This window comes from Gluconobacter sphaericus, assembly GCF_016757795.1.
GTDB lineage: Bacteria > Pseudomonadota > Alphaproteobacteria > Acetobacterales > Acetobacteraceae > Gluconobacter > Gluconobacter sphaericus.
Genome location: NZ_CP068419.1, coordinates 254,537 through 272,332, shown reverse-complemented (window position 1 = coordinate 272,332; position 17,796 = coordinate 254,537). Strand labels below are relative to the sequence as shown.

General features: G+C 54.9%; 13 protein-coding genes and 5 pseudogenes. 15 read left to right on the top strand and 3 right to left on the bottom strand.

Annotation, left to right across the window (positions count from 1 at the left end):
- The first annotated feature begins 259 nt into the window (after positions 1–259).
- The 5 genes from metX (at position 260) to IGS75_RS01260 (ending at position 5,400) form a co-directional block, all read left to right on the top strand.
- A complete protein-coding gene (gene metX / locus IGS75_RS01280) occupies positions 260–1,450 on the top strand; it encodes a homoserine O-acetyltransferase MetX (protein WP_202257341.1) in 1,191 nt (396 codons plus the stop codon).
- Positions 1,450–2,055 carry a methionine biosynthesis protein MetW gene (gene metW / locus IGS75_RS01275; protein WP_141354511.1) on the top strand — a complete coding sequence of 202 codons (606 nt, stop codon included), beginning with the start codon at positions 1,450–1,452 and terminating at the stop codon, positions 2,053–2,055. Before metX ends, metW begins: the two co-directional genes overlap by 1 nt.
- 129 nt (positions 2,056–2,184) lie before the next feature.
- Complete coding sequence (locus IGS75_RS01270) at positions 2,185–2,793, top strand: nitroreductase family protein (RefSeq protein WP_202257340.1); 609 nt, start codon at positions 2,185–2,187, stop codon at positions 2,791–2,793.
- Between the two features lie 300 nt (positions 2,794–3,093).
- Entirely contained in the window at positions 3,094–4,392 is a 1,299-nt protein-coding gene (locus IGS75_RS01265) for a DEAD/DEAH box helicase (protein WP_141354507.1), read from the top strand.
- A 250-nt stretch (positions 4,393–4,642) separates the two neighbouring features.
- Positions 4,643–5,400, top strand: a protein-coding gene (locus IGS75_RS01260; protein ID WP_202257276.1) for an IS5 family transposase whose coding sequence is annotated in 2 segments (ribosomal slippage) — positions 4,643–4,964 and positions 4,964–5,400 — 759 coding nt in all. Because the reading frame shifts where the segments join, the coding sequence is not laid out codon by codon here.
- Positions 5,401–5,659: 259 nt separating this feature from the next.
- Here IGS75_RS01260 and IGS75_RS01255 read toward each other — a convergent pair.
- Positions 5,660–6,413 (bottom strand): annotated as a pseudogene (locus IGS75_RS01255) (IS5/IS1182 family transposase); the annotation flags it as partial.
- Between the two features lie 33 nt (positions 6,414–6,446).
- On the opposite strand from IGS75_RS01255, the pseudogene IGS75_RS01250 reads away from it, so the two are divergent.
- The 6 genes and pseudogenes from IGS75_RS01250 to IGS75_RS01225 all read left to right on the top strand — a co-directional run.
- Positions 6,447–6,766, top strand: a pseudogene (locus IGS75_RS01250) (transposase); the annotation flags it as partial.
- A gap of 117 nt (positions 6,767–6,883) precedes the next feature.
- Positions 6,884–7,159, top strand: a complete 276-nt coding sequence (locus tag IGS75_RS15780) for a YtcA family lipoprotein (protein ID WP_141352885.1) — start codon at positions 6,884–6,886, stop codon at positions 7,157–7,159.
- 3 nt (positions 7,160–7,162) lie between these two features.
- Entirely contained in the window at positions 7,163–8,182 is a 1,020-nt protein-coding gene (locus tag IGS75_RS01240; protein WP_202257339.1) for an efflux RND transporter periplasmic adaptor subunit, read from the top strand.
- Positions 8,179–10,440 carry an FUSC family protein gene (locus IGS75_RS01235; protein ID WP_202257338.1) on the top strand — a complete coding sequence of 754 codons (2,262 nt, stop codon included), beginning with the start codon at positions 8,179–8,181 and terminating at the stop codon, positions 10,438–10,440. The genes IGS75_RS01240 and IGS75_RS01235 overlap by 4 nt, the downstream gene beginning before the upstream one ends.
- On the top strand, positions 10,433–12,073 hold the full coding sequence (locus tag IGS75_RS01230) for a TolC family protein (RefSeq protein ID WP_202257337.1): 1,641 nt from the start codon (positions 10,433–10,435) through the stop codon (positions 12,071–12,073). The genes IGS75_RS01235 and IGS75_RS01230 overlap by 8 nt, the downstream gene beginning before the upstream one ends.
- 129 nt (positions 12,074–12,202) lie before the next feature.
- A pseudogene (locus IGS75_RS01225) lies at positions 12,203–12,432 on the top strand (transposase); the annotation flags it as partial.
- A gap of 132 nt (positions 12,433–12,564) precedes the next feature.
- Here IGS75_RS01225 and IGS75_RS01220 read toward each other — a convergent pair.
- Positions 12,565–13,380, bottom strand: a pseudogene (locus IGS75_RS01220) (transposase).
- 98 nt (positions 13,381–13,478) lie between these two features.
- On the opposite strand from IGS75_RS01220, the pseudogene IGS75_RS01215 reads away from it, so the two are divergent.
- Positions 13,479–14,128 (top strand): annotated as a pseudogene (locus IGS75_RS01215) (transposase).
- A 149-nt stretch (positions 14,129–14,277) separates the two neighbouring features.
- Here the strand turns inward: IGS75_RS01215 and IGS75_RS01210 are convergent.
- Positions 14,278–14,631 carry a winged helix-turn-helix transcriptional regulator gene (locus tag IGS75_RS01210; RefSeq protein ID WP_202257336.1) on the bottom strand — a complete coding sequence of 118 codons (354 nt, stop codon included), beginning with the start codon at positions 14,629–14,631 and terminating at the stop codon, positions 14,278–14,280.
- A gap of 100 nt (positions 14,632–14,731) precedes the next feature.
- Between IGS75_RS01210 and IGS75_RS01205 the strand changes: the two genes are divergently transcribed.
- Genes IGS75_RS01205 through IGS75_RS01195 form a run of 3 tightly spaced genes read left to right on the top strand, consistent with a single transcriptional unit; the run spans position 14,732 to position 17,370 of the window.
- Complete coding sequence (locus IGS75_RS01205; protein WP_202257335.1) at positions 14,732–15,751, top strand: zinc-binding alcohol dehydrogenase family protein; 1,020 nt, start codon at positions 14,732–14,734, stop codon at positions 15,749–15,751.
- Positions 15,752–15,803: 52 nt separating this feature from the next.
- Positions 15,804–16,238: a cupin domain-containing protein gene (locus IGS75_RS01200; protein ID WP_202257334.1), complete on the top strand. Its 435-nt coding sequence runs from the start codon at positions 15,804–15,806 to the stop codon at positions 16,236–16,238.
- A gap of 13 nt (positions 16,239–16,251) precedes the next feature.
- Positions 16,252–17,370, top strand: coding sequence for a major royal jelly family protein (locus IGS75_RS01195; protein WP_237468915.1), 1,119 nt, complete (start codon positions 16,252–16,254; stop codon positions 17,368–17,370).
- The last annotated feature ends 426 nt before the right edge of the window (positions 17,371–17,796 follow it).

Here is a 17,796-nt window from a genome sequence, read left to right as displayed (position 1 = left end):
AATGCATCAAAAATGCCGGAATGCCCGAGAATCTGCAGGGGAGCTGCGTCAGCCGGAAACGGCGATATCCGTGAATCTTCAAGAGAGGAATGCGAGAACGGATGCGGCATGTATAACTTTTTTACGTTTTTTTAACTTTATTCAAGGTGTTAATTCATCGTCAATCCAAAAGGGGATTTGATCGTATCGGCCGGCAGTGCCATACCGTGGCGCCCGGGAGGCATGAGGCCTCAGTCGTGGCATCAGGGGTGTATCTGGGATGGACATCAGCGCGTCACCGAGTATCGCGGATGGGCCGGTCTACACACATCAGACCGTACGGCTGGACAGCGGTCTCGATCTGGAATGTGGCGTGCATCTGACACCGCTGGAGGTCGCCTACTGCACTTACGGCACGCTCTCAGCTGCGCGGGATAATGTGATCCTGGTCTGTCATGCCCTGACGGGGGACCAGTATCTGGCGGAACGCAATCCTCTGACCGGCAAACCTGGCTGGTGGAGCCGGATGGTCGGGCCGGGGCTTCCGATTGATACGGATCGTTATTTCGTCGTGTGCTCCAATGTCCTTGGCGGCTGTATGGGTACGACGGGGCCGCGGTCGATTTGTGCTGAGACGGGAAAAGCGTGGGACAGTGAGTTTCCGCCAATCACAATGCATGACATCGTGGCTGCGCAGGCGAAGCTGATCGATCATCTGGGCATAGATCGTCTTTTTGCGGTTATCGGCGGCTCGATGGGTGGAATGCAGGCGCTGACCTGGGCTGCAGACTTCCCGGAACGCGTGTTCGCTGCCATGCCGATCGCAACGTCTCCCTTCCATTCGGCCCAGAACATTGCATTCAATGAAGTCAGCCGGCAGGCTATCTTTGCCGATCCGGATTGGCATGACGGCCATTACAGGGACTTCGGTGCCATTCCTGCCCGCGGACTGGGGGTGGCGCGCATGATGGCACATATCACCTACCTGTCCGAGGAAGCTCTCAGCCGCAAATTCGGGCGGCGGGTCCGGCATGACGCGGCAACAGCGGTTCCGGCGTCCAGCAGTCCGTCGCTGTTCGGGGAAATGTTCGAAGTCGAGAGCTATCTGCGTCACCAGGGCTCATCGTTCGTGCGGCGCTTTGATGCCAATTCGTATCTGACAATCACCCGGGCGATGGATTATTTTGATTTGGCCGCAGAACATGACGGTGATCTGGCCAACCCGTTTCGGAAATCACATACTCGTTTCTGTGTCGTGTCGTTTAGTTCGGACTGGCTCTTCCCGACGTCGCAGTCCCGTCTTCTGGTACGGGCACTCAACCGGGCAGGTGCGAACGTTTCTTTTGTGGAAATCGAGAGCGACCGCGGGCATGACGCTTTTCTGTTGGAGGAGCCGGATTTCGACCGGACAATCCGGGGCTTTATCGCGGGTGCAGCCGAACATGCGGCCCTTAAAGCGGGAGAACGCTGATGCGCGTGGACCAGCGGCTCATTGCTGAAATGATTGCGCCCCGCGCCCGTGTCCTCGATGTCGGAAGCGGGGATGGCACCCTGATCGATTATCTGTACCGCACGCGGTCCTGCGATGCGCGGGGGATCGAGATCGACATGCAGAACGTGACGCAGTCCGTCGCGCACGGGCTGCCTGTCATGCATGGAGACGCGGATCATGATCTGGCGGACTATCCTGATGATACGTTCGATTACGTTGTGCTGCAAAGAACGCTTCAGGCCGTAGAGCGCCCGCGTGAGGTCCTGAGGCAGATGCTCAGGATCGGGCGTCATGCCATTGTATCTTTTCCGAATTTTGGTCACTGGCGGCTGAGGCTTCAGCTCCTGACGACCGGGCAGATGCCGATGACGCCAGTGTGGAATACACCCTGGTATTCTACGCCAAATATTCATCCTTGTACGATCCGGGACTTTCTCCTTCTCTGCGAGGAAGAGGGTTATGTCATTCAACAATGGCTGGCGATTGATGAAGATGGTGCCCGGGCCCCGTGGCGTCGTTCCATACGGCTGGCCAATCTGTTCGGTGAACAGGCCATGTTTCTGCTCAAGCGTGCGGGGCACTGACTGCGCTGTTTTGAAGGGGGCGTTTTGATATTTTGCAGCCTTCGCTCTGCGGTATAGTCAAGCCTTGAAGCCGGAGTCTGCTTTCCGCAGGTGCTGGGTTAATAACCGTCAGAGTGGAGTTGCCGATTCATGAGCGAAATTCTTCAAGCCATCGTATCCCGGCGCGCGACCAAGCATTTTGATCCGGAATATCAGATCCCCGAGGCCGAACTGACGGCCATCCTTGAAGCCGCCCGTCATGCTCCCACTGCCTTCAATATCCAGAATTATCGCTTTCTGGTTGTGCGGGATCAGGAGCAGCGCCGTCGTATCCGCGCCGCAGCTTGGGATCAGTCACAGGTTGAGGACTGTGCTGCGCTGATTGTCATGTGTGCTGACATCAAGGCTTGGGAGAAAGATCCTGCCCGCTACTGGAAAGACGCGCCCGAGGCCGTGCGCGAGGGCTATGTCGGCATGATCCGCTCCTATTACGAAGGACGTGAACAGGTGCAGCGGGATGAGGGGATGCGTTCCTGTGGGCTTGCGGCCTATGCGTTCATGATGGCGGCATCTGCGCATGGCCTTCAGACCTGCCCCATGGATGGTTTCGACTTTGCTCGGGTGGGCGAGATCATCAATCTTCCCGCAGATCATGAAATTGTGATGTTCGTCGCGCTTGGACGTGAGGCATCATCACCACAGCCTCGTGGTGGGTTTTTGCCTCTTGATGCAGTGGTTCAGTACAACTGCTTCTCTTGATTGCAAAATCTCCAGAAATACCAATGGCTTTTTTCAGATAAGAATTCTTGTCTCCTTGCAATGGGACAAGTGTTGTCCTACATCCCACGGGCAACTTCAGGGGTAGTCTTCTGAAGTGCGATGATGACTTCATAACCCGTCGGTTCTGCGCTGTCCGGGCCTGTTTCAGGCCCGGTTCTACAGGTGAGGCAGGGTGGAAATGGGGTCGCTTGCCATAAATACCTGCGGCCAGTTGGCCAGGCAGGGGATATAACGGTGCGGTTGCCTGAGCATGACCTTGCCGTCTCAAAGGAGGGGTCCATGACCAGTTTTGCTGAACTTAAGCTTGCCGAGCCAATTCAGAAGGCTCTCGCGGAAGAAGGCTACACCACGCCGACCCCAATTCAGGCAGGTGCCATCCCTTATCTGCTCGAAGGTCGCGATCTTCTCGGCCTGGCGCAGACCGGCACGGGCAAGACGGCAGCATTCGCGCTCCCTATTCTGAACCATATCTTCACCAACCGTCGTCCCGCGCCGCCGAAGGGCGTCCGTGCTCTGGTTCTTGCGCCCACGCGTGAACTGGCGTCGCAGATTGGTGAGAGCTTTGCCGCTTATGCGCGGCACATGAAGTTCTCTTACGCCGTCGTGTTCGGTGGGGTCGGGCAGGGACGTCAGATCGAGGCCACCCGTCGCGGGGTGGACGTCCTCGTGGCTGCACCTGGTCGTCTTCTTGATCTGATCGGGCAGAAGCATATCGATCTCTCCACTCTGGAAATCCTCGTTCTTGACGAGGCTGACCGGATGCTGGACATGGGCTTCGTGCGCGATATTCAACGCATCATGGCCCTGCTTCCCCAGCAGCGCCAGACCCTCCTGTTCTCGGCGACCATGCCGCCGTCTATCAGCGATCTGGCCCATTCGCTTCTGAAGAACCCGGCAACGGTTCAGGTCACGCCTGAATCAAGCACGGTTGATCGCATCAATCAGGCTGTCATGTTCGTTGATTCGGACAGTAAGAAAGATGCGGCTCTTATGCTGTTGGAAAGCCCGAGCGTTGCTCGTGCTGTGGTTTTCACGCTGATGAAGCATGAAGCCAACAAGGTTGCCGAGTTCCTGAACAAAAACGGGATCCGGGCGGAAGCCATCCACGGTAACAAGTCTCAGGGTGCTCGTGAGCGTGCTATGGCTGGTTTTCGCAGTGGCGCCATCAAGGCGCTGGTCGCAACCGACATCGCGGCCCGTGGTATCGACGTGGACGAGGTCAGTCACGTCTTCAACTACGATCTGCCGAATGTGCCGGAATCTTATGTCCATCGTATCGGCCGGACGGCCCGGGCAGGACGTGAAGGTTGCGCAGTCTCCCTGTGTGACGCTGAACAGCGCGCATGGCTCAAGGATATTGAGAAGAAGATCGGTAAGCCCATTCCGGTTGTGACGGACCACCCCTTCCATTCCGAAGAGGCCCGACTGTCCACGCAGCGTCCGCCAGTTTTGGGCGGTGGTCGTGGTGGTGGCGGCGGTGGTGGGCGTCGTCGTTCGGGACCGCCCTCGGGTGGTCGTCCAGGTGGTGGCCGTGGTGGTCCCCCTGGTCGTGGCGGTCCCCGCCCAGGGGCACGTTGATCTCATTTAAACGCATACTGAAAAGCCCGTCCCTGCAAATGCAAGGGCGGGCTTTTTACATTTTAGGCTGACAGTACGTAGAAAAATACTGTGCTCCAAGCGCGGTGCGCTGATCTTCTTTTTTATGAGGTATTTGGCGAAGAGGGTACGCCGATCCGGGACATCACAAAAAAGAAGATCAGCGCCCTAGGATCAGGCCCCATTGATTTGATTGTGGAAATCTGATTCAGGCTCTGCGAGGAGACTGGCAATGAGCGACCTGTTTTGGCTGACAGATGAACAGATGGATCGTCTGCGGCCCTTTTTCCCAAAGAGCCATGGTAGACCCCGTGTTGATGACCGCCGAGTGCTGAGCGGGATCATTTTTGTGAACCGCAATGGGATGCGCTGGCGTGATGCGCCCCGGGAATACGGCCCCCACAAGATGCTGTACAACCGTTGGAAGCGTTGGAGCGACATGGGCATTTTCATGCGGATGATGGATGGCCTGTCTGCTGCGAAAGTCGAGCCTCAGACGATTATGATTGATGCGACGTATCTCAAGGCGCATCGCACGGCTTCGAGCCTGCGGTTAAAAAAGGGGATCCAGGCCGCCTGATCGGTCGCACCAAAGGCGGTATGAATACCAAGCTCCATGCGGTCACCGATCAGAACGGACGGCCGCTAAGCTTTTTCATGACGGCGGGGCAGATTAGCGATTATACCGGTGCCGCTGCCCTGCTGGATAGTCTTCCTGCAGCACAATGGATGCTGGGAGATCGCGGGTATGACGCCGACTGGTTCAGAGACGCCCTGGAAGAGAAAGGGATAAAGCCCTGCATTCCAGGACGGAAATCTCGCGGAAAACCCCTCAAATACGACAAGCGGAAATACAAAAGACGCAATCGCATCGAGATCATGTTCGGAAGGCTCAAGGACTGGCGGCGGGTCGCAACCCGCTACGACAGATGCCCGAACGTCTTCTTCTCAGCCGTCTGCCTCGCCGCAACCGTCATCTTCTGGCTATGAGTCCTGAGCCTAGTCTTTTTTTCAGGGCTTTGCAGAAAACTATGCCATTCTGAAGAAACAGATAGATGCATTCAAATCCATCCCGTAATGCGGTACGGAAGATGAGGCTGAAAAATTATGAGCAAGCTGGAGGGTTCGAAGAACCGTTAATTGATGCGTCTTGATTCTGATTTTGGGTATTTGGCGATTTTATTAACGGTTTTTTGTGGCGCTTTTGATCTGCGTTTTGAGCAGATCGAGGGCTGCCCCCGCTGGATGGCTACGTGCTCGCGCTGATCCGTGTCAGGAAGACGAAGCGACGCATGTCGTACACGATATTGGCCAGCCCGATCCTCATGGTGGCCTGCGTTATGCCTACCGTTCGGAGGAACAGCCCTGTCTGCGATTTCTGATCGGCAAAGACATGCTCGACACGCGACCGGATCACTGACTTCCCTGCATTATATTGCTGGATATGCCGGGGCATAGGTTTGAGATGTGGCTTCTTCCTGTGAACCTTGGAGACAAAGCCCTGTTTTTCCATGAAGTCTTCTCTCTCAATCGCGCACCATCACTGGCAGCGGCATGCGTCGCCTTCCATTTTCGGATGAACCGGTATTTCCGGTCGATGGAAATGTGGGATTTGTAGCCAAAGAACGGAATGGCCAGATCCGTTGTGGGGATCATCCCGTCATCCTGCTGCTTCGCCTTCGTGAACTTTTCAGTGTCCATCGTGCATGACGATCCTTGTGCGGCAGCTTTGCCGGCTTGTCCTGCCAGTCTTCGGGGATACGTCCTGCCTGGAGATCCGATTTCTCAGCGTTCGTGTTGCGCTGCTTTGGAGCAGCAACCAGCGTTGCATCCAGGATCTGGCTCGACATCGGCAGATACTCGGTGTTCCGCAGGGTCGCGTCAAACCGCTCAAACAGTCTTTCAATGGCTCCCGCCTGCGTCAGGCGCTCGCGAAACAGCTAGATTGTTTCGCCATCCGGAACCCGGTCCGACAGCCCCAACCAGAAGCGGACGAATAGAAGCACACAGAACAAATCAGCGCTAAGGGGTGCGAACCCTCCAGCTTTTTCATGACAGCAGGACAGGTCAGTGATTATACCGGAGCCTCGGCTCTGCCCATGGTACAATGGATGCTGGCGGACCGGGGTAATGATTGACTGGTTCGTGGATGCCTCAGAGGTATAAGGAATCAGGCCCTGCATTCCGGGACGAAAACCTCGCGGGAAACCGGTCAAATACAATAGGCGGAAATACAAACGCCGTAACCGCATCGAGATTATGTTCAGAAGGCTCAAGGACTGGCGGTATGTCGCAACGCGGCCCGAATGCCTTCTCCTCGGTAATCTGCCTCGCTGCAACCGTTATCTTCTGGCTATGGGGCCTGAGCTTCGCCCCCCGGATAATGGCTCACGTCCATCGCAATATTAAGCACAGCTTCTTCTGAAACCATTGCGCCGCATACACGTTCCTTGCGAGTAATGGAAGAAATAGAATGTATCTTATAAAAACCAATAATATAAACAAGATGGCCATATTGATCTGTCTGTTCGTCGCAGGGTGTAATACCTCGCCGACACAAGAACTGTTTGGATCTTTTTTTCCGTCTTGGCTCGTATGTGCGTTTGTTGGTGCCAGCGTGGCGGCACTCACCCGCATTATATTCAGCGCATTCGATTTCGACGACGCCATCCCTCTTCCAATGCTTTCGTGGCTTGCATTTGGTACAGCCGTTACATTGGCCCTGTGGATCATCTGGATAGGTATTTGAAGGATGGTATCCTCGAAAAAAATGACGGGATATGCATTTCTCGTCACCAGTCTATTGCTGTGCGTGCTGTTTGCCGTTGTGGCTACCTGTCTTGTCGAACGCAGTCCCCGCACGGATGATGCGTTTATACAAGCTAATATTGTCAATATGGCCCCGGAAGTCAGTGGTAGAATTATCACAATCAACGTACGGGATAATCAATTTGTCCATCGCGGTGACACGCTATTTGTCATCGATCCAGAGCCTTTCCGTTACGCGCTAGACCAAGCTCAGGCCAATTTGGATAATCTGAAGGCTGAGTTGCCGCTGCAGCATCTGCAAATTGGTTCGCAAGTGGCGACTGCCGAGGCTCAGGGAAGCAGCGTCGAACAGATGCAAGCCCAGCTTGCGCTGGCCCAGTCTACCGAAGCTCGCTTGGCTCCTCTGGCCAGACAGGGCTTCGTGACGGCTCAGCAACTCGATCAGGCCAGAAGTAATGTTAAAACCTCGTCGGCAGCGCTTGAACAGGCGATTCACTCGCAGAATGCTGCAATGAAGAGCGTTCGCGACGACAAGCCCCTTCGAGCACAGATCGTTGGAGCAGCCGCACAGTTGGCGGCTGCGCAGAGGGACTTGCGTTTAACCGAAGTTAAAGCTCCGTGTGACGGTCAGATAACAGGGCTCAATATCGCCGCTGGTGAGTATGCGACAGAAGGCAAGGCTCTGTTTACGATTATTGACACCGAGCACTGGTGGGTGATCGCCAATTTCCGTGAAACCCAAGTGCCTGACTTTCATCCTGGCCAAAATGCGATCATCCACGTGCTGGCGCGCCCCAACGTTGTGCTGCGCGGTCATGTGGAAAGCCTCGGCGGTGGTGTTCAGCCAGATGTAGGCAGTCTGACGAACGGGCTACCGCAAGTTGCACGCAACCTGAACTGGGTCAGAATTGCCCAACGTTACCCCATACGGATCAGTCTGGATCAACCTCCGCCTGAGCTTATGCGTATCGGAGCAACAGTTGTTGCGACAATCCAGAGATGAATCTTCATCTCTTCTCGCTCAGACGTCGGACTGCGAAAGAAAATAAGTCTGGCATTGTCCATATTCTCTCTATTGATGAGGGGAATCCGGTTTTCACAATTCGGGGAATGGCGGCAGAAATGGCGCCGTCTCCCGGACGACTGGGAAATACGATCCGGCTGACATGCCTCGCCATCTTGTTTCTTCTGATTGGAGAGACGTTTCGGCTGCCCGAAGTCGCGCTCTTTGTGTGGATCGGATTCCTGCTTTCAGGAAATGACGCGGCGACCAGTTCGCGTATGGCGTTGACTGGCGGCGGCATGATCGTGATCGGTACCGGTGCGAGCATCCTGTGTATGATGTTCACGATGGCTGAACCGGCGATCCGCCTGCCTCTGATGGTTCTCCTGACGCTTTGTGCAGGATACCTGAGCTCCGTGATGACGGCAGGTATGCTCGCCAACGTATTTTTCTTCTGGACCGTCTATCTGCTGACAATGGTGGATCAGGTCGAGAGTGCGGGCAATGCGATAGACGCTTGGGTTGGAAACACCACTGATAGTGTCATACGCGACAGTGCGTATTTGTCTCCGGAAGAGTCATTTCTTCACGAGTGCCTCTGGTTTGCGCTCCTTTACGCCGTAGCGCTGACACTGATCATTATTACAAACCACCTGTGGGGGCGTAATCCCGGCAAGGTACTGAAAAAAGCGGAATCTGACAGATTGTTACTTGTTGCCGATGCAATGGACGAAGGATGCGAACAACATAGCCATTCGATGGAAAGACTTTTCGCCGCTTCAGTCATGGGCGTTTCCGGCATGAGAAAGTTGCATGATCTGGCGGCATCGTTCAAATCGGAGGCAGAAAATCCTGCGGCCAGTCGTGCGTTAATTCGCTACATCTCTCGTATCTCGCTAATGGCGACATTATGGGCTACCGCCGTCAACGAAAGACGAATCCCGCAATCCGAGGCGTCACCCACAATACCAGATATTCTGCAGACGTCATCTGGGATTCTTCGACACTCAGCAAGACTGATCGTAAAAGCTGACGATGAGGTTGTGTCATCTGGTTTCGGTCACGACGTCGCCGCCAATCTGAAACGCCTTGCGAAAGCCTTCGCTCCTAGCCCTGTACTGCACCCACTGGCTCGGGAGATCGCACGGAGCGTTGGAATTATTCTCGCTCTGAGTTCCAGACCTGGCGAAGTCGATGAATCTTTGCTGCCGAAGATCGACGACAAGCCCGCACCGCTTTTCAAGCCTGGGGGCGCCGTGAAGCAAGCAGGTCGTCACGCTGCGGGAAGATTATGTGTGTCGGTTATCATCTGTTACCTTATCGAACGTTTTACAGACTGGCCTGCGATCGGAACTTGCGTTCTGACTTGTTTTGTCGTTCCGATGGGAACAATCGGCGATACAACACACAAGATGTTTCTGCGTTTGCTTGGCGCACTTGCTGGGGGCCTTGCGGGCATTTTTTGTATTCTCGTATTCATGCCAATCGTTACAGGCATCATGGGACTTATTCTCATGATGACGCCCGTATTATTTGTCTCTGCCTGGATAAAATCAGGCAGTGATCGAATTGCTTACGCTGGAGTGCAAACAGCTTTCGCCTTCTGCCTCAGTATTCTTCAGGGCTATGGCCCCACACTGGATATGCAAACGGCCAGAGACCGGGTTATCGGCGTCCTGTTGGGCAATGTGGTGGTTGCCTTGGTCTCGACAACGCTCTGGCCCGTCAGCGTCGCCACCATCGCGCGCAAGAACCTGGCCGACGCTGTAAAAACTCTCGCGGACATGACGGTTTTCAAAAAAGAAAACCCCGAAGCGCCGTTCGATCCTGCGCAGGAAAAGGATCGCGAAGCATTTGGTCAGTCCATTGCGGCCGTCAGATCATCCTTCAGTGCAGACGCATTGGAGGGAGCAGCGGTCAGCAAGCGACTTTTCGCCAGAGATTTCAATCATCGCCTTCTTACCGATATCCAGATTCTGGCAGTGAAAATATCAGTGATCGTCGATATGTCCCATCTGTCGAGTGCAATAGTCGACACGACACTTGTTGCGTTGAGAGGGTGGCTCGATAGGTTCGCCCAATGGATTGTGACAGGGGAGGGATATGACGAACTCAAATCATCCGTCCCCGTTCCTCCGATCATTCCCGACGACCCTGAGAGAACGATCTGGTTTTCATCAGTAGACGACGGAATCAAAAATATTCTGGGCACTTTGGATGCCGCACAACGTAATAATACGGGTGTTTCACATGGTTGATTCTACGAATTGGAAATCTGCCGTAGCTAGAAAAAGACGAACAAGTCTCCCCTTTATCTCTTCACTATGCTTCGTTCTTGCGACAGTAAGCGGATGCCACGATACGTCGGATCTCGCTCCCTCGGCTGCAGACCGCCCATGGCGTCCGGCAAAACAGACAGGTTTGAAAATGCCGCCGGGGAGTAATGACTTCGCCGCGCCGACCTCGGAGCGAACGCACAGTAAAATCTCCCAAAGTTTGAGCAGGCTGGATCAGGCCTCAACCGAAGCTGGTATGCCGGCAGCCCGGCAGGACGCCGCTTCTGCAGACAGTGTTGTAATATCTGGAAAAAAACTTACGCTTTCCGAACTGATTGACATCGCAGAGAGGCATAATCCGCAAACGCATCTGTCATGGGAGCAGGCACGGCAAAATGCGCTTGCCGTGGGCATATCCGAGTCAGCCCTGGCACCGCAAATCACTGCGACCTTGCTAGCGGGAGGACGCCGTACAGTGACCTCCATGCCGAACTTCCTGACCCCTAGAGGATATATGGCGGCCAATGCGATGGCGGCCTTCCCTGAAATACAACTGTCTTATCTACTGTTTGATTTCGGCCATACCCGCGCAACCATAGACAGCGCAAAAGCTCTTTCAATCGCATCGAACTTTGATTTCACACAGACTCACCAAAAATTATTCATGGATGTCATCAACGCCTACTATAACCACGAAGCCTCTATCGCCGATTATGAAGCTGCGGAAGAGTCAGTTCGAAATACCCGCTTGCTGCAGGTTTCAGCGGAATCTCGATATGCTCATGGGGAAGCCACCGTCGTCGACGTTACTCTAGCCCGTAGTAACGCCGCCACCGCAGTTTTTCAGCAGGATCAGAAACGCAGTGCCGAGCATAGCGCGCGATATGCTCTTCTGCAGGCAATGGGGTTGTCGCCAGACGTCAACCTATCAGTCGCGTCCTCTAGAGACACACACCTTCCACAGCAAATCCCGGGAGACGTAACACGCCTGATGCGCGCCTCTCTCGAGCGCCGACCAGATATCCTATCCGATCTCTATAAGATGGATGCCGCCACAGCCGCCACACGCGCCGCACAAAGGGCAATGCTGCCAAAACTGGAATTCAACGCAAACGTGCAGGCCTATATCGGTGAGCAAAAGGTGTACGGATATACCCAAACCGCACCAGCTTCGCGGGTGGCCCAGCCTAACGGCACCGTCGCAGTCCAGTTGTCGTGGCCGCTCTTTCAGGGTGGTTTGTTGCAAAACCAGCTGAGGCAGGCGCAATCACGCGAGCAGGCGCAAAGAGCCACCCTCGACAAGGATGTTCTGGCCGCAGAACAACAGGTTGCAAACGCACGTGACGCGCTGGCTACTTCCCTTTCTTCAGTGCATTCAGCCGCCGTGGCCCGAGACGCCGCACTAAGCGCATTCAAAGCAGCCTCCGCGTCTTACGCGGCCGGAGTGGGCAATCTTACGGATGCAAACCAGGCTCAGGCACAACTTTCGCAGGCGACCAGTGCGTACGCTGTCAGTCATGCTCAGGCTTTGATGAACGCTGCGGCTCTGGCTTTTGCTACGGGCGTATTGACGTCAGCCGCCAGAATGGAATCTTTTGGCGACGGTAACAATTAGCTATAGGCGGAGGGTTCGCCCCCCCCCCCTTTTGACTTGTTCTGTGTGATTCCATTTCTGCTGCATTGATCGTGGGTATGGATTATGAAGCAGTCTGTTTTTTTTGATTTTGAGGAACGGCTTGCGTGATTGAGCGGGCTTGTCCTTGAACTGTGGATTTTGAAGTGTTCCGCCCGGAGTTGGACAAGGCACTGGCCTATTCAGATGGGAGCAAAGGCGGGCGTCTTCCGTTTGATCCCGTGTTGATGTTCAAGATTCTGGTGATCTACACACTTAACAGCCTGTCCGATGAACGGACGGAGTATCTGATCAACGACCGCCTGTCGTTCATACGCTTCCTTGGTCTGCAGCTTTCAGATGGAGGGATTGAAGAACCTTTGGTTGATACGCTTGGCCTGTAATTTCTGGCATTTGACGTTCTGGTTGACAGTTCTTTGGGTCGCTTTTGATCTGCGTTTTGAGCAGATTGGGGGCCGTCACCCGCTTGATAGCTACGCTGTGGTGCTGATCCGTTCCAGGCAGAGGAAGCGGCGCATGTGTTGTAGATGATATTGGCCAGTTCGATCGTCATGGCGGCCCGGGTGACACCGACAGTCCGGACGAACAGCCCTGTCTGCCCAGACTGTTAAGGCCGTATTGGTTTGATCCAGAAATCCCTCTCTCAGTCGCGCACCATCACTGGCGGCGATATCCGTCGTCTTACATTTCCGGATGAACCGAAACTTCCGGTCGATGGAGACGTAGGATTTGTAGCCAAAGAACGGGATAGCGAGATCCGTTGTGGGGATCGTCCCGTCATCCTGCCGTTTTGTTTTCGTGAACTTCAGTGTCCAGCGCGTATGACGGTCCATGTGCGACAGCCTTGCCGGCTTGTCCTGCCAGTCTTCGGAGATACGTCCTGTCCGGAGATCCGATTTCTCAGCGTTCGCATTGTGCTGCTTTGGAACAGCGACTAGCGTTGCATAGGGTGGTATCAAAACAATCAAACTGTCTTTCAATGGCCCCTGCCTGTGTCAGACATTCGCGGAACAGCCAGATTGTTTTGGAATCCGGAACCCGCTCCGACAGCCCCAGACCAAGGAAGGTATAAAGGAGAGGCGATCGTTAATCAGATACTTTGTCCGTTCGTCGGACAAATTGTTTAGCGTCTGGATCACCAGAATTTTGAATATCAGCACCGGATCAAATGGCGGTCGTCCGCCTTTACTCTCATCTGAATAGACCAAAACCTGCTCCAGATCAGGGCGGAAGACTTCAAAATCCATAATCTGGGAAAAAGCTTCGAGCTGATCACTAAGCCCACTCATACCAACTCTGTGATGCCCTGACTCATATTTGATTTCTTGACGGTATCGTTTTGGATCGGCCTGTGATTCACCTGATGGCGAACCGGGGAGGCATCCAAATGGGCAGAGCGTTGGCATTGCGTGAAGATTACGATGCGGTGGGTTTGCGTGGGCTGGCGCGGACAACGAGGCATTCGGGTCAGGCACGTCGGCTTCTGGCACTGGCAGCAATCTACGATGCTGCTTCACGCGGAGACGCGGCACGTCTGGCCGGGACGGATCGGCCAGAAAATGAAGCTGACCCGACGGTGGGCAAAACAGGGCATCCGGCCCCGCGCCGTTGCCGACCTGCGCACCAGATCCGCGTGGATCTTCGGCGCGCGCCATCTGTTCTGAAAAGGGAACGGCCGCAGGCCTCGTGCTCCCTGTCTGCAACCTGCACGGCATGCAGCTGCATCTCACGGAGATTTCCCGAACGGTCGAATCAGGCTCGCACGCCCTCCTCATTGTGGATCAGGCGGCATGGCATATCAGTCAAAAGCTGGATGTTCCTTGCAATATCACCATTCTCCCGCTGTATCCCCGGGCTCCTGAACTGAACCCCATGGAAAATCTCTGGCAGTTCCTCAGAAATACATGGTTCTCAAACAGAATCTTAAAAATCTATGACGATATCGTTGATATCGCCTGCCATGCCTGGAACCAGTTCGTCGAACAATCTTGGCACATCATGTCAATCGGACTGCGCGATTGGGCTTATAGGTTCTAGCAATCAACGGTTGGTATGAGCCCACTTAACTGGGCAAGCCGCTCGTCAACATCAAAGAAACCCGGCTGCTTCATGATCCATGCCCAAATCAACTCAGGGGAAATGGAATCACAGAGGAACCCTCAAAACCAAAGAGTTTTTCAAACCCTCTAGATCTCAGGAACATGCCTGAACTCTGTGTGCTCATCGCCCCAGGCCTTGAGAGCCATGATGACAGGCTCGAGGGTCCGTCCGCGTGGAGTGAGGCTGTACTCCACCTTTGGCGGAACTTCCGGGTAGACCGTCCGTAATACGAACCCGTCACGCTCCAGTTCGCGAAGCTGGGTCGTCAGCATTCTCTGGGTGATGTTGGGCAGGCGCTTGCGGATGGCGTTGAAGCGTAAGGTCCCCTGAAGCAGGTGATAGAGGATCACGCCTTTCCATTTTCCGTCGATGAGCTGAAGCGTTGCTTCAACAGCGCAGCCGGGGCTGCAATCAAGCGACTGATGGCGGATACGGGTCATAACGGTATCATTTCCGACACTATGGGCGTTAAAAGTGCGTTCTTGTCTGCAAACAGCATAATGCTCACTCTTCTCCTCATTCAACAGAGGAGCAGACATCATGCGGGCCATCGGTTATCAGACGCCGCTTCCCATCGAAAATCCGGCATCCCTTCAGGACATTGATCTACCGAAACCTGCCCCTTCGGGTCGGGATCTGCTGGTGGAGATCAGGGCTGTGTCGGTCAATCCAGTTGATACCAAAGTCCGTCGAAATGCGACACCGGAGGCGGGTCAGTGGCGCGTTCTGGGCTGGGATGCGGCGGGGGTTGTTGTTGGAACCGGATCGGACGTCACGGATTTCTCTGTCGGCGATGAGGTCTTTTATGCCGGCGCGATCAATCGCCCGGGGACCAACGCCGAGTTTCATCTGGTCGATGAACGGATTGTCGGTCGCAAACCCCGCTCTCTGAACTGGGCCGAAGCCGCGGCCTTACCGCTGACCGCAATCACCGCCTGGGAGATGCTTTTCGATCGTCTGGACATTCGTCGGTCTGTCCCGGGAACGACCCCATCCATATTGATCATCGGGGGTGCAGGTGGAGTCAGTTCTATGGCGATCCAGCTGGCCAAGGTTCTGACCGATATCACGGTCATTGCCACGGCGTCGCGCGCCGAAACGCAGGACTGGGTCACATCTCTCGGGGCAGATTACATAATCGATCACAGCAAGCCCCTGGCCGCACAGGTTGCCGCCCTTCCTAGTACCGCCCCCGGTTTTGTTTTTTCCACGACGCAGACAGATCGACACCTTGCAGAGATCGTCGAACTTCTTGCCCCTCAGGGACATTTCGGCCTGATTGATGATCCTGCTGAACTCAATGCTGTACCCCTCAAGCGCAAAAGCCTGTCCCTACACTGGGAACTGATGTTCACCCGCTCACTGTTCGGGACGGCAGACATCAGCGCACAAGGGAAACTCCTGAACGACGTATCGCATCTCGTAGAGGAAGGACGTCTTCGGACGACGCTCGGCAAAAATCTCGGACATATCACCGCCGCCAATCTGAGGGAGGCTCACGCTCTGATCGAGAGCGGTCAGGCCAAAGGCAAAATCGTTCTCAAAGGTTTCCCTGCCTGAATGGAGGCAATCATGACGAAAACAGTCAAAGCGCTTGAGAAGGGCAAAGTTCATGAATGACGAAGAACATCTGATGACCCTGAACCGAACGGGAGGTCGCTTCGATCTCAATAAAATTGCGGCAGCATTCCCCGAAACGGCAGACACGATGCTGCTGGACACCTATCTGACTGACAAACTGGAAGCCAGTATCCGGGTCTTTCGGATTTATCGGGAAGTACCGCCGCATTATCATACCCAGTGCGATGAAGTACTCCATGTCCTCTCCGGGACAGGCACATTCTGGATAGATGATCCGGCTGACGAAGCCCCGTTTGCACCCGGCCATCTTCTGGTGTTCCCCCGTCGGGCTGTGCATGCCGTGCCCCGCATTCTGAGCCATCCTGTCGTTTTTCTCGCCATTGATACACCGCGTCGTGCACCGGACGACGTGGTATTCGTCGATCCTGCCGCCGGCACGCCGTCCGGTTTTATTGCGAGAATCTGACATCATGGGGTTCATGAAACAGATACGACGGCAGGATTGTTCAAAGAGAACTCTGCACAAAAGCGCAATCGCCGCTTTCATGGGGCTCGTTGCTGCGTGCGCGCACCTCGAACCTGTGCATGCCCAGACCATCAGGATTGAGGCAACCACTACGGCCATGGACTGGAACGCCGTAGCGCTTGCTGGCGGTCATGTGTTTGTCGCAGGCCCTCGCTGGAGCGGGTTTTCCGGACCGGCCGTGGGTCTTCTGACAAAGAATGGAAAGATAAAGCCTTTTCCAGATGCTGACTGGAATGGCTGGAAACCCGGGCAGGATGCAACGCATCGGTTTGTCAGCGTCAATGCCCTCCACGTTGCTCCTGACGGCACGCTCTGGGTTGTTGATACTGGAACTCCGTCTTTTGGAGGTGCTCCCATACCTGAAGGAGCCAAACTGGTCCGCATTGATCCGGCAACAGGTCATGTGCTGCGGATCTATCCTCTGGGCCTAGAGATCGCGCAGGCGGGCAGCTATATCGACGATATCCGTTTCAACGGAACGCACGCCTATCTCACGGATGCGGGCAAGGCCGCGCTGATCGTTCTTGATATCAAAACAGGTCAGGCACGTCGTGTTCTGGACAATGACGCGTCCACACGCGCACGGACAGGGCGGCCAATTATCATGGACGGACACGTCGTGGAGAGCCACCCGCATCAGCCGCTTCTGGTGAATGTCGATCCGCTTGAAGTCAGTCCGGACGGGAAATGGCTGTATTTCGGGCCGCTTGAAGGGCCGTGGTCTCAAGTTCCGACAGCATTTCTTGACGATCCTAATCTGTCATCAACCGATCTGTCTGCGGCTGTGAAGCCCTGGGCAGATTTACCTCCCATCGGGGGCAGCACCATGGACATTGCCGGTAACCTTTACTTCACCAACCTGAAGGATAACGGCGTCTATCGAAGGGACGTTTCCGGAAAGATCACGAGACTGCTCTCGGATTCACGTCTGCACTGGGCTGATGCGCCTTGCCTTGCTCCGAATGGCCGTCTCTGGCTGCCCGTCGCGCAACTGGACCGTCTTCCGATGTTCCATCAGGGACATTCCCGCAGTCACCAGCCATTTTTGCTGGTATCTATCGATCTGCGATGACCATCAAACGCCGCGATAATCGCCTGCGGGATGCTTTCTCTCGTGCAAAGATACTCGCGAAGTCGCTGTGTTTTGGCGGACATCGTCACCTGTAATGCCATCGAAGTTTGCCGGGATCCTTTGTCGGAAGGTCAGGAGAAGCAATCTATCTATCTGCATGTCTGGGCGGTACGATGCCGCCGCCATCCGAGATCGATCAAAGCGCGGGCAAAAATATGCTGCTTCGACGGACGAGCTTTTCGACATCGCGCAGTCGAAATAGAGTTCGCCTTGGACCGATTTTCAAGCGTTCGAGCTCGCCCGCTGCGACATATTTGTCGATTGTCGAGAGGGGGGCACGCGTAGTCGCTCGGATGTTCGGTTTTCTGGACGTTCAAGAGCTCAACAGAGTTTCTGTTTAACTCAGTGGAAGATGGTTCGCTGGTC

Excerpts from the sequence above, each read along its gene's own strand:
- IGS75_RS01265 (WP_141354507.1), top strand. The coding sequence starts at position 3,094 with ATGACCAGTTTTGCTGAACTTAAGCTTGCCGAGCCAATTCAGAAGGCT.
- metX (WP_202257341.1), top strand. The coding sequence starts at position 260 with ATGGACATCAGCGCGTCACCGAGTATCGCGGATGGGCCGGTCTACACA.
- IGS75_RS01270 (WP_202257340.1), top strand. The coding sequence starts at position 2,185 with ATGAGCGAAATTCTTCAAGCCATCGTATCCCGGCGCGCGACCAAGCAT.
- IGS75_RS01235 (WP_202257338.1), top strand. The coding sequence starts at position 8,179 with ATGAATCTTCATCTCTTCTCGCTCAGACGTCGGACTGCGAAAGAAAAT.
- IGS75_RS01205 (WP_202257335.1), top strand. The coding sequence starts at position 14,732 with ATGCGGGCCATCGGTTATCAGACGCCGCTTCCCATCGAAAATCCGGCA.
- IGS75_RS01240 (WP_202257339.1), top strand. The coding sequence starts at position 7,163 with ATGGTATCCTCGAAAAAAATGACGGGATATGCATTTCTCGTCACCAGT.
- IGS75_RS01195 (WP_237468915.1), top strand. The coding sequence starts at position 16,252 with ATGAAACAGATACGACGGCAGGATTGTTCAAAGAGAACTCTGCACAAA.
- metW (WP_141354511.1), top strand. The coding sequence starts at position 1,450 with ATGCGCGTGGACCAGCGGCTCATTGCTGAAATGATTGCGCCCCGCGCC.
- IGS75_RS01230 (WP_202257337.1), top strand. The coding sequence starts at position 10,433 with ATGGTTGATTCTACGAATTGGAAATCTGCCGTAGCTAGAAAAAGACGA.
- IGS75_RS15780 (WP_141352885.1), top strand. The coding sequence starts at position 6,884 with ATGTATCTTATAAAAACCAATAATATAAACAAGATGGCCATATTGATC.
- IGS75_RS01210 (WP_202257336.1), bottom strand. The coding sequence starts at position 14,631 with ATGACCCGTATCCGCCATCAGTCGCTTGATTGCAGCCCCGGCTGCGCT.
- IGS75_RS01200 (WP_202257334.1), top strand. The coding sequence starts at position 15,804 with ATGAATGACGAAGAACATCTGATGACCCTGAACCGAACGGGAGGTCGC.